This window comes from Streptomyces sp. (genome assembly GCF_035644915.1).
GTDB lineage: Bacteria > Actinomycetota > Actinomycetes > Streptomycetales > Streptomycetaceae > Streptomyces.
In genome coordinates, this window is the sequence record NZ_DASQNP010000175.1 from 43340 (window position 1) to 54627 (window position 11288).

The window sequence follows — 11288 nt, forward strand, 5'->3', positions numbered from 1 at the left end:
CTCCCGCGGTCCGGCCGGTGATCGGGGGAGTCGCAGGGGGGCTGGTTTCCGTGCAGGTCGTACTCATCGCACCGTTCCTCATGCGCTTCCGGCTGTGCGCGAACACCTTCGGGGGCGCGGTCGGCCGGGCGCTGCGGGAGGCCGTCGCCGAGGCCGTGCCGGGGTTCTCGCCCCAGGCCGGCGAGCTGGACTCCCCGCTGCTGTTCGACTACCACATGTCCACCGGCGGCTCCCGGCTGAGCGGCAAGAAGACCGTCGGCACGGTCGACGTGGCGGACGCCGGGCTGCTGTGGTGCCGTTTCGAACCCAGCGGCTACTGCTACGTCATGCAGACGATCGAGGTGCCGGACAAGGAGGCGATGCACCGCCGCGAACGCGCCCTGGTGGACCGGATCAACCCGCACATCGCGCGGTGGACGGACGGCGTCTCGGAGCGGATGCTCGCCACCGGCCTGGTCGACCCGGCGGACGAGGCGGCGATGGACCCCGGACGGCTGCTGTGGTGGCACCGGGTGCTGATGGACCCGCCGCAGGGCCAGGAGCCGGGCGCGACCCGGGTCTACGGCGTGGAGCGCAAGATCCACGACGACGCCTACCTGCGCTTCGGGGACGGCTTCACCACCCTCGTCCGGCTGCCGCGGCACCGGATCAGCGAGGTGCTGGAGGGCGTGATGGCGGCCACCAGCGAATGGATCGCGGTGGACGAGGCCAACCGGCTGGTGTCGGCCCGGATGCTCCGGCTCAACGACGCCCGCTGGGGCCGGGTGACGGACGTGGACCGGCAGTTCACCGCCTCCCTCAAGCTCAGCAAGGACCTGGCCCTGCGCGAGATGGTGCGGCTGGAGGAGAGCCGCTACACCGTCAACGCCGGCGCGGTGGTGATGGACGCGGCGATGGAGCGGTGGGCGATGGACCGCGAGCGCGGGGTGCTGGAGGTCCAGCTCCAGTCGCTGCGCGACATCCTGGAGTTCCACCGCACCATGACGCAGTACCGGCGTGACGAGCGCCGCAACCGGCTGCTCTTCGTCTTCACGGCCATCACCCTCTTACAGTCCGTCCTGGTCTGGTACGACTTCGCCCACGAGGCCAACAACACCCTCGCCCCGGCGACGCGGCTGGCCGTGGTCAGCGTCATCGTCGCGCTCACCGTGGTCGTCGTGGTGTCGTCCCTGGTGATCCGGCGCCGGGAGTGAACTCCCGCCGCCGGACCCGCCGCTTCCGCGACGGAGCGTCGACGGCCCGCCTGCCGGGGGGTGACCTTCCGCATAACAAATGAGGGCGGACAGTCCCCCAGGAGCCGGTACCCACGGTAAATTCCAGGCCATGCCACGAGGACGCCACCGCCAAGCACCTCCCCTGCACCGGCTGCTCGCGCCGTCCGCCGTGGCGGCCGGGGCACTCGCCTGCGCGGGCGGGGCCTGGCTGGTCGGGGAGACCGGCGATCCGGAGGTGCTGGCGCTGCGCTTCCTCGCCGCCGGGGCGGCGCTGGCCGCCGTCGCCGGGGCCGTGCTGCTGCGCCACTGGGACCGGGAGGCGGGCCGGCGGGTCGGCGAGGTGAAGGCGGCCAAGGCCACGGCCGAGTGGCGGGCCGAGGAGCGGCAGGCGGAGCTGGAGACCGAGCTGGAGGAGTCGGTCGAGCTCCGCAGGGGCGTGGAGGCCGCGCTCCGGAAGAAGAGCGACGAGCTGGCCAGGCTGCGCACCGAGCACGCCGCGCTGCTGCGCCGGTACGCCACCGCCGAGACCGAGCGGGCCAGCGCCCTGGAGGGGCGGCGGCAGCTCGCCCTGGAGGCCGCCGGTCCCGCCAGGGAACTCACCACCGGGGCGGCCGACCACCGCCGGGCCTCGGGCGCGCCCACGCCGCTGACCTACCTCCAGGCGGACGAGGCCCTCCGGCGGCTGCGGACGAACGCCGCGCGGCAGCGGGAGCGGGAGGAGCGCGAGGAACGGGAGCGGCGGGAGGCGGAGGAGCGCGAGCGGCGGGAGGCCGAGCGCGCCGCCGCCGAGGAGCGCGCACCGGCCCGCGGACCGGTGCAGGAACCGCCGCGGGGGCCGTGGCAGGGCCCGCCCCCGCCCCCGCCGCAGGGCGGCACGTCGCGGGAGCCGTACGGGCAGCGGTCCGAGGGCACCGCGCCCCGGCGCGGCGGCTTCGACTTCTTCGGCACCCAGCGGCGCCGCCGGGCGCCCGGCGCGCAGCGCACCCCCGGCGAGCCCCCGGCCGACCAGGAAGGCGACAGGGGCCGCGCCGCCGCCCCTTCCGAGCCGCCGTCCCAGCCCACGCCCGGGCCCGTACCCGAGCCCGTGATCCGCACCGCCCCGCGCGCCGTCGCGGGCAAGGTCATCGATGTGAGCGTCCCCGACCCGGCGGACGCGGCCGGACCGGAGGACCGGAGGAAGCCCGGCCCCACCGGGAAGCCGCGGCGCCGCGCCCGTACCTGAGCCCCCGCCCGTACGCGAGCCTCCGCCCGGGCCCCCGGCGCCCGCCCGCTCAGGGGCGCGTCAGCCAGCGCTCCGGGCGTGCCCGCCGGCGGCCGGTGCGGGAGCGCTCCGCCTGGGCCGCGACCACCTCACGGGCCTCGTCCCCGTCGCGCAGCCGGGCCACCACCGTGCCGTTCGCGCCGTGGTCGACGTGGACGTTCGCCAGACCGTGGAACCTCTCCCAGGGCCCCTGGGAGAGGCGGACGCTCTGCACCTTCGCGTGCGGGACCAGCGACAGCGTGCGGCGCAGCAGCCCGCTGCCGCTCACGAACACCGTCGGCGTCACCCCGTGGCCGTACCCCCGCCACCACAGCGGGACGACCCAGCGCGCCCGGCGCGGCACCGGGGTCAGGGACGCCGCCGCCCCGGCCGGATCGACGCCGGGCAGCACCCGTGCCAGCACCTCGTGGGCGACCTCCCGGGTGGCGACCGGCAGCAGCAGGCCGCCCTCGTTGCCCCCGGCCGCCACGTCCAGCTCCACCCGCACCCAGCCGCGCCGCCGCCACAGCCACGGCTCCACGATCCGCACCGCCTGGATGCGGCCCGGCGGGACGGTGGCGTGCGCGCGGTCCAGCAGGCCGTGGTCGAGCCGCAGTCCGTCCGGCGACTCGGCCACCACCCAGCCGAACTCGGTCAGGAAGCGGCCCGCGCCGCTCTGCCAGACACCGCCGAGCAGCGGCACCACGGTCGCCAGGGCGGCCCAGGGACTGCCGCTGACCCACCAGATCACCAGGGGGACGGCGACCGCCGCGGCCAGGGCGGCCCAGACGGTGACGAGCAGCAGCAGCGAGACGACCAGCATCCGCGTGCCGACCCGGACCAGCTCCCGGGCGGGCGCCTCGCCCGCATCCGGGGCCGCCTCGGGCGCCATCCCCGCCGCCCGGGCCAGCAGCTCGGCACGGAGCGCGACGGCCTCGCGCTCGCCGAGGAACGCCAGCTCGTCCTTCTTGTTGGTGCCGACCACGTCCAGCTTGAGCTTGGCCACCCCGATGATCCGGGCCAGCAGGGGCCGGGTGACGTCGATCGCCTGGACGCGGTCCAGCCGGATGTGCGCCACGCGCCGGAACAGCAGACCGGTGCGGATGCGCAGCTCGGTGTCGGTCACCAGGTAGCTGGTCATCCACCAGGACAGGAAGCCGTACGCGGCCACCGCCGGCAGCAGCACCAGCAGGCCCACCAGCAGCCGGCCGGGCGTGAGGGTCTCCGCCCCGCTCCGGACCCGCTCCGGATTCTGCACGGCGAAGACCAGCAGCCCGGCCACCGGCGCCCACGCCCGCCGCCACGGGGTGACCGGGTGCAGCCGCCTGCCCTCCGGGGGCGCCGGCAGTGCCATCACAGCCCCGCGGACCGGGCTTCGCCCAGCTCGGTGAGCCGGTCCCGCAGCCGCTCGGCCTCCTCGGGGGCGAGCCCGGGGATGTGCGCGTCGGTCGTCGCCGCGGCGGTGTGGAGCTGCACCCGGGCCAGCCCGAAGTGCCGCTCCAGCGGCCCGGAGGTGACCTCGACGAGCTGCATCCGGCCGTAGGGCACCACGGTCAGCTCGCGCCAGACGACCCCGCGGCTGATCAGCAGGTCGTCGGCGCGCTCGGCGTACCGCCAGGACGCCCAGTTGCGGGCGAGCGCCCGCCAGCCCCAGACCGCCGCCGCCAGCGGCACCACGGCGGGGACCGCCCACCACGGCCCGGCGGTCAGGCCCAGTACCAGCCCCAGCGCCGCGGCGAGCGGGACGAGCACGGCGACCAGCAGCGTCCTGCGCATCCGCAGCAGCCCCCGTTCGACGCCGCGCCACCGCTCGTCCGCCGGCGCCTCCCCCGCGGCGGCGGTGGACACCCCGGGGCCCGGCCCCCGTACCTCTCCCCCTGTCGGTCCTTCTGGTGCTCCCCCTGAAGGCTGCGTCATACGGCAAGCGTAGGCGGGGCGGGGGAGACAGGGGAGACGGCGGAGGCGGGGGGAAGGGCGCGGGAGGCCGCCGGACTGCTGCCAGACTAGGGAGCATGACCGAGCCCGGCACGACCACCGAGACCACCGTCGGCGTCGGCGGTGCGGCGGAGAGCACCGACATGGTGCTCAACATCGGCCCCCAGCACCCCTCCACCCACGGCGTGCTGCGGCTGAGGCTCGTGCTGGACGGCGAGCGGATCGTCTCCGCCGAGCCGGTGATCGGCTACATGCACCGCGGCGCGGAGAAGCTGTTCGAGGTGCGCGACTACCGGCAGATCATCGTCCTCGCCAACCGCCACGACTGGCTGTCGGCCTTCTCCAACGAACTCGGCGTCGTCCTGGCCGTCGAGCGGATGCTCGGCATGGAGGTCCCCGAGCGCGCCGTGTGGGCGCGCACCCTGCTGGCGGAGCTGAACCGGGTCCTCAACCACCTGATGTTCCTCGGCTCCTACCCGCTGGAGCTGGGCGGGATCACGCCCGTCTTCTACGCCTTCCGGGAGCGGGAGGCGCTCCAGGCCGTGCTGGAGGAGGTCTCCGGCGGGCGCATCCACTACATGTTCAACCGGGTCGGCGGCCTCAAGGAGGACCTCCCGGCCGGCTGGCTGGGACGGACGCGCCGGGCCGTCGCCGAGGTCCGCTCCCGGATGGACGACTACGACCGGCTCGTCCTGGGCAACGAGATCTTCCGCGGCCGCACCCGCGGGGTCGGCGTCCTCGACCCGGCCACGGTCCACGCGTACGGCGTCAGCGGCCCCATCGCCCGCGCCTCCGGCGTGGACTTCGACCTGCGCCGCGACGAGCCCTACCTGGCGTACGGGGAGCTGGCGGACACCCTGCGGGTCGTCACGCGCACCGAGGGCGACTGCCTGGCGCGCTTCGAGGTGCTGCTGGAGCAGACGCACAACGCCCTGGACCTCGCCGACGCCTGCCTGGACCGCCTCGCCGAGCTGCCGCCCGGCCCGGTCAACCAGCGGCTGCCCAAGGTGCTCAAGGCCCCGGAGGGCGCCACGTACGCCTGGACGGAGAACCCCCTCGGCCTCAACGGCTACTACCTGGTCTCCAAGGGCGACAAGACCCCCTACCGGCTCAAGCTCCGCTCGGCCTCCTACAACAACGTCCAGGCGCTGGCCGAGCTGCTGCCCGGCACGCTCGTCGCCGACATGGTGGCGATCCTCGGGTCGATGTTCTTCGTCGTCGGCGACATCGACAAGTGACCGGCGGACGACCGGACGGGCGACGGGACGGATGACCGGACGGGTGACGGGTCCGCGGCGGGGAGCGCGGCCCTGGCGGCAGGCCGCCGAGGAGGCGCTCTACGGTCCGGAGGGGTTCTTCGTGCGCCAGGCCCCCGCCGCGCACTTCCGCACCTCCGTGCACGCCTCGCCGCTGTTCGCGGGCGCGGTGGCCGAGCTGCTGCGGCGCGTGGACGAGGTGCTGGGGCACCCCGGCGAGCTGGCGCTGGTCGACTACGGCGCGGGCCGCGGCGAGCTGCTGACCGGCGTCCTGGCCGCACTGCCCGACCGGGTCGCCGCCCGGGTCCGCGCCCACGCCGTCGAACGCGCCCCCCGGCCGGACGGGCTCGACGCGGCGATCGGCTGGTCCGACACCCCGCCACGCGGCGTGACCGGGCTGCTGTTCGCCAACGAGTGGCTGGACAACGTGCCCGTGGACGTCGCCGAGACCGACGCCGACGGCACACCGCGCTACGTCCTGGTGGACGGCGACGGCACCGAGCACCTGGGCGAGCCGGTGACCGGCGAGGACGCCGACTGGCTGGCCCGCTGGTGGCCGCTGCCGCCCGAGCCGGGCCTGCGCGCGGAGCTGGGCCGCCCCCGCGACACCGCCTGGGCGGACGCCGTGGCCTGCCTGGACCGCGGGCTGGCCGTCGCCGCGGACTACGCCCACACCCGCGCCGCCCGGCCGCCGCTGGGGACCCTCACCGGTTACCGCGACGGACGCCGGGTGCGGCCCGTCCCCGACGGCGGGTGCGACCTGACCGCCCACGTCGCCCTGGACGCGTGCGCGGCGGCGGCCGTACGGGCGCCCGGAGGCACGGTGGGGCGCGCGGCAGGGCACACGGATGCGACCGCGGCGCCCCGGGATGAGCGCCCCCTGCTGCTCTCCCAGCGCGAGGCGCTGCGCGCCCTGGGCGTCAGCGGCGCCCGCCCCCCGCTCGCCCTCGCCTCGCGGGACCCGGTGGCCTACCTGCGGCGGCTCGGCGGCGCGGGCGAGGCCGCCGAGCTGACCGATCCGGAGGGCCTGGGCTCCTTCACCTGGCTGCTCCAGCCCCGCCGGGCGCCCCTGCCTCCACCCTGGGGAGTAGGCGCGACGACCGGGGATCGCCCATCCGGTTGACTCCCACACGTACCCCGTCTGCCTACGCTGGGTTATGTGCATCGGCTATACGAGTTCATACGCAGGCATCCCACCTGGGTCGACAGCCTCTGGGCCGTCGTCCTGCTGGTGGTGTCGGCGGCATGGCTCGCCGCGGTCGCCTCGCAGCCGGAGATGGAGGTGCAACTGAGCGAGGCGCAGTTGATCGCCTCCATCCCGATCACCCTCGTCCTGTGCACCGTGGTCGCCCTGCGCCGCCGCGCGCCGGAGAGGATGCTGCTGCTGGCGACCGGGGCGGGAGTGGCCGAGGTGGTGACGGGCGCCTTCCCGGTGATCGCCAACTTCGCCCTGCTGGTGATCGTCTTCACCAACGCCTCCCGCAACGTCCGCTGGGCCTCCCAGTTCGCCCTCGCCGGGGCCCTGGCCGCGCCCACCATCTCCACCCTGCGCTGGCCGGACGAGAACCGGGACATCACCGGGGACGTCCTGGGGACCCTCTTCCTGACCGTCACCTTCGTCCTCGCCTGGGTGCTGGGCGACTCGCTGCGCACCCGGCGCGCGTACTACGCGGAACTGGAGGAGCGCGCCGCCCGGCTGGAGCGGGAGCGCGAGGCGCAGGCCAAGGTCGCGGTGGCCGCCGAGCGCGCCCGGATCGCGCGCGAGCTGCACGACGTCGTCGCGCACAACGTCTCGGTGATGGTCGTCCAGGCCGATGGCGCCGCCTACGTCCTCGACACCGCCCCCGACCAGGCCCGGCAGGCGCTGGAGACCATCTCCGGCACCGGCCGCCAGGCGCTGTCGGAGATGCGGCGGCTGCTGGGCGTGCTGCGGACGGGCGAACAGGCCGAGGGCGGGGAGTACGGGCCGCAGCCCGGCGTCGAGCAGCTCGCCGAGCTCATCGACCAGGTGCGCGGTACGGGCCTGCCGGTGGACTTCCGGATCGAGGGCACCCCGCGCCCGCTGCCCAGCAGCGTCGAGCTGACCGCGTACCGCATCGTGCAGGAGGCGCTGACCAACACCCGCAAGCACGGCGGCCCGGACGCCGGCGCCACCGTACGGCTGACCTACGGCACCGACGACCTGACCCTGCTCGCCGAGGACGACGGCCGCGGCGCGCAGCGCGAGCTGTACGAGGTCGGCGGACTGGACGGGCTCGGCCAGGGGCTGATCGGGATGCGGGAGCGCGTCGGCATGGTCGGCGGCAGCCTGGACGCGGGGCCGCGCCCGGGCGGCGGCTTCCGGATCAGCGCGGTGCTGCCGCTGAAGAGCTCCACGTGAACCGCACCGACCACACGGACCGCACCGACCGCCCGCACCGCGTGACCACCACCGCACCAGCACGAGGGGAACCCATGACCGTCCGCGTGATGCTCGTCGACGACCAGGCGCTGCTGCGCACCGGCTTCCGCATGGTGCTGGACGCCCAGCCGGACATGGAGGTCGTCGCCGAGGCCGGGGACGGCGCCGAGGCCCTGGAGAAGCTGCGCGCCACGGCCGTGGACGTGGTGCTGATGGACGTGCGGATGCCCCGCCTCGACGGGGTCGAGGCCACCCGCCGCATCTGCGAGGGCGGCGAGGGCGGCCCCGGCGACCCCAGGGTGCTGATCCTGACCACCTTCGACCTAGACGAGTACGCCTTCTCCGCGCTCCGCGCCGGGGCCAGCGGCTTCATGCTCAAGGACGTGCCGCCGAACGAGCTGCTGAGCGCGATCCGCGCGGTCCACAGCGGCGACGCGGTGGTCGCCCCGTCCACCACCCGCCGCCTCATCGACCGCTTCTCCTCCCTGCTGCCCAGCACCTCCGAGCAGCCGGCGGCCAAGGAACTGGAGCGGCTGACGGACCGCGAGCGCGAGGTGCTGCTGCTGGTCGCCCAGGGCCTGTCGAACGGCGAGATCGCCCAGCGGCTGGTGGTCTCGGAGGCGACCGTCAAGACGCACGTGGGACGCATCCTCACCAAGCTGGAGCTGCGCGACCGCGTACAGGCCGTGGTGCTGGCGTACGAGACCGGGCTGGTGCGCGCCGGGGGCGGCGGGCTCTCCTGACGCCGGCCCGGTCCGGCCCGGGCTCCCGCCGGACGCTCCTCAGCCCCCCGCCGCCGGAAGACGGGCGAGGAAGCCGGACAGCGCCGCGCGGACGTCCTCCGGACGCCAGGCGAGCCCCGGGGCGGCGACCGTCACCTCGGTCACGGCCAGGCCGGGCGGGCCCGGCGCGTCCCACACGCGGAAGAGCACCGCCCCGTCCTCCTCCGCCTGCCGCACGCCCGCCTCCGTCAGCGCCTCGGCGCCGTACGGCAGCCACACCTGGAACTGGTGGGTGTGCGGCTCCCCGGGATGGACCCGGAACCACCGCACCCCGGCCGCCGCCAGTCCCTCCCGCAGGGCCGCCGCGACCACCCTCGCGTGGGCCACGTACTCCGGCAGCCGGGGCAGCTCCCGCTCCAGCCCCACCAGGGCGGCCAGCGCGGCGGGCCACTGCTGGAAGACCTGCCCGCCGTAGCGGTGCCGCCAGGCGCGGGCCTCCTCCACCAGGTCGGACGGCCCGGCCAGGGCGGCGCCCGAGAGGCCGCCGAGGGACTTGTAGTAGGAGACGTACACGCTGTCGGCCAGGGCGGCGATCTCCGGCAGCGGGCGCCCGAAGTGCGGTGTGCACTCCCACAGCCGGGCCCCGTCGAAGTGCACCACCGCGTCCCGCTCCCGCGCCGCCCCGACGGTCTCCACCAGCTCCTCCCAGCTCGGCAGCACGAAACCCGCGTCGCGCAGCGGCAGTTCGAGCATCAGTGTGCCGAAGGGCTCGGCCGTCTCCCGCACCTCCCGGGCCGAGGGCGGCCGCGGCTCGGCCGTGGGGTGGACGGTGCGCAGGCCGGCCAGCCGCGCCAGCGCGCCCCGCTCGTGGCGCTCGGGGTGCGCCATCGGGTGCAGGGCGACGACCGGGTTGCCGGTGCGGCCCGCCCAGCAGCGCAGGGCGACCTGCTGGGCCATGGTGCCGGTGGGGAAGAACGCCGCGGCCTCGGTGCCCAGCAGCCCGGCGGTGCGCTCCTCCAGGTCGGCGACGATCCCGTTTCCGTAGATGTCGGGGCGGTCGTCCAGGCCGTGGACCGCGGCACCCTCCTCCGCCAGCCGGGCCAGGTGTCCGGCCAGCGTCCCGTCCACGGAGCCGTCGGCCAGCTTGTGCCGCGCGGCGCTCCACGCCGCGATCCTCCGGGCCCGCGCCTCGTCCGCGTCCCGCCGTGCTTCCTCGTTCGCGCCGGTGTCCGCGCCGTTGTCCGCCGTCATGCGCCCGATGATTCCCGACCGCCCGCGGTTCCGCCGGATGTTCTACGCGCCCGCCGCGGCACCGGCCGGAGCGGTGCCGCCGTCGCGCCACCGTTCAGCGCAGCACCGCCTCCAGGAAGTCGCTGCCCAGCCGTGCCACCACGGTGACGTCGAGCCGGTGCTGCACGTACCGTCCGTGCCGCTGCGTCGTCAGCAGTCCCGCCTGCCGCAGCACCCGCAGGTGCCGGGAGACCTCCGGCGCGGTGAGCCCCAGGCCGCTCGCCAGCTCGCCGGTGGTGTACGGGGCGCGGGCCAGGTTGCGGCACAGCCGGACGCGCACCGGGTGGGCCAGGGCCTCCAGACGGCGCTGCATCAGCTCCACCGAGGACGGGCCCGCGCGCAGCTCGGGCGAGACGACCGGGTACTCGATCACCGGCTGCCAGCCCGGCGCGTGCAGGACCAGCAGGTGCGGCCAGCCGAAGGCGGTGGGCACCAGGGTCAGGCCCGGCCCGACCGCCGGGTCCGTCGCCGTCGTCCAGCCCTGCGCGAGCTTGTCGACGACCACGCGCCGCCCGCGCCCGTCCTCCTCCAGCGCGACCGCGGGGGAGACGGCGGCCAGCGCCTCGGCCAGGCCCTTGCGCCGCAACAGCTCCGTCTTGTGCCGGGCGTCGGCGGCGAGCCGGCCGCGCACCCGCTGCCAGACGTCCGCGAAGAACGCCCGGTCGCAGTCCTCCAGCAGCCGCCGCACCCAGGCCCGTACGGCGGGCGGGTCGGCCAGCAGGTGCCGGACGAACTCCAGTTGCCGCGGCCCCCGTGCGGCGGCCCGCTCCAGGGCCCGCCGCCGGGCGTCCTCGTCCACCAGCGGCGACGCCTCCTCGCCGGCGCAGCCGCCGCCGGAGCAGTTGATCTCCAGCGCGGCCTGGACGTACCGCTCGTCGTCCAGCCGGTCCACCGAGTCCAGTTCCTCGGCGAGCGTCGCGCCGGGCCGGGACCGGCCGGGCAGCAGGATGTCGGAGCGGGTGGAGCGCCACAGGATGTCCGCCTCGGCGAGCCGCTCGGCGAGGTCCGGCTTGAGCCCGGCGAGCGTCGTGGTCGACCAGCCGTGCAGCCCGGGGTGGTGCGCGGGTTCGGAGAGGACGTGCAGGGCCGCGCTCAGCTCGGCCAGGGGGGAGGGGGCGAAGACGACGCGCTCGTCCGGCAGGCCGGTGATGTCGATGACGACGCTCATGCGGCCATCCTGCCCGCCGCCGCGCGCCGTCCCGCCGCCGATTGACAGCAGCCGTCAATCGG

10 protein-coding genes are annotated in these 11288 nt (G+C 75.8%); 6 read left to right on the forward strand and 4 right to left on the reverse strand.

The window, feature by feature from the left end; translation table 11 throughout:
* The first annotated feature begins 50 nt into the window (after nucleotides 1-50).
* Together VE546_RS19465 and VE546_RS19470 are read left to right on the forward strand one after the other, a co-directional pair.
* Entirely contained in the window at nucleotides 51-1193 is a 1143-nt protein-coding gene (locus VE546_RS19465) for a hypothetical protein (protein ID WP_324924057.1), read from the forward strand.
* A gap of 130 nt (nucleotides 1194-1323) precedes the next feature.
* Nucleotides 1324-2436, forward strand: coding sequence for a hypothetical protein (locus tag VE546_RS19470; RefSeq protein WP_324924061.1), 1113 nt, complete (start codon nucleotides 1324-1326; stop codon nucleotides 2434-2436).
* Between the two features lie 49 nt (nucleotides 2437-2485).
* Here VE546_RS19470 and VE546_RS19475 read toward each other — a convergent pair whose 3' ends face one another.
* Together VE546_RS19475 and VE546_RS19480 are read right to left on the reverse strand one after the other, a co-directional pair.
* Nucleotides 2486-3808, reverse strand: coding sequence for a PH domain-containing protein (locus tag VE546_RS19475; protein ID WP_324924063.1), 1323 nt, complete (start codon nucleotides 3806-3808; stop codon nucleotides 2486-2488).
* Nucleotides 3808-4230 (reverse strand): PH domain-containing protein, encoded by a 423-nt coding sequence (locus tag VE546_RS19480; RefSeq protein WP_324924081.1) that lies wholly within the window; start codon nucleotides 4228-4230, stop codon nucleotides 3808-3810. Before VE546_RS19480 ends, VE546_RS19475 begins: the two co-directional genes overlap by 1 nt.
* 236 nt (nucleotides 4231-4466) lie before the next feature.
* Between VE546_RS19480 and VE546_RS19485 the strand changes: the two genes are divergently transcribed.
* From VE546_RS19485 to VE546_RS19500, 4 genes are all read left to right on the forward strand, one after another.
* Complete coding sequence (locus tag VE546_RS19485) at nucleotides 4467-5627, forward strand: NADH-quinone oxidoreductase subunit D (protein WP_324924065.1); 1161 nt, start codon at nucleotides 4467-4469, stop codon at nucleotides 5625-5627.
* 31 nt (nucleotides 5628-5658) lie between these two features.
* Nucleotides 5659-6768 carry an SAM-dependent methyltransferase gene (locus VE546_RS19490; protein ID WP_324924067.1) on the forward strand — a complete coding sequence of 370 codons (1110 nt, stop codon included), beginning with the start codon at nucleotides 5659-5661 and terminating at the stop codon, nucleotides 6766-6768.
* A 36-nt stretch (nucleotides 6769-6804) separates the two neighbouring features.
* Nucleotides 6805-8025: a sensor histidine kinase gene (locus VE546_RS19495; protein ID WP_324924069.1), complete on the forward strand. Its 1221-nt coding sequence runs from the start codon at nucleotides 6805-6807 to the stop codon at nucleotides 8023-8025.
* A 74-nt stretch (nucleotides 8026-8099) separates the two neighbouring features.
* Nucleotides 8100-8789: a response regulator transcription factor gene (locus VE546_RS19500; RefSeq protein WP_324924071.1), complete on the forward strand. Its 690-nt coding sequence runs from the start codon at nucleotides 8100-8102 to the stop codon at nucleotides 8787-8789.
* Between the two features lie 39 nt (nucleotides 8790-8828).
* On the opposite strand, the gene VE546_RS19505 is transcribed toward VE546_RS19500, so the two are convergent.
* Both VE546_RS19505 and VE546_RS19510 read right to left on the reverse strand, forming a co-directional pair.
* Nucleotides 8829-10019: a threonine aldolase family protein gene (locus tag VE546_RS19505; RefSeq protein ID WP_324924073.1), complete on the reverse strand. Its 1191-nt coding sequence runs from the start codon at nucleotides 10017-10019 to the stop codon at nucleotides 8829-8831.
* Nucleotides 10020-10113: 94 nt separating this feature from the next.
* The gene (locus VE546_RS19510) at nucleotides 10114-11226 is read right to left on the reverse strand and encodes a DUF5937 family protein (protein WP_324924075.1); all 1113 of its coding nucleotides are present in this window, start codon (nucleotides 11224-11226) and stop codon (nucleotides 10114-10116) included.
* Nucleotides 11227-11288 lie beyond the last annotated feature (62 nt).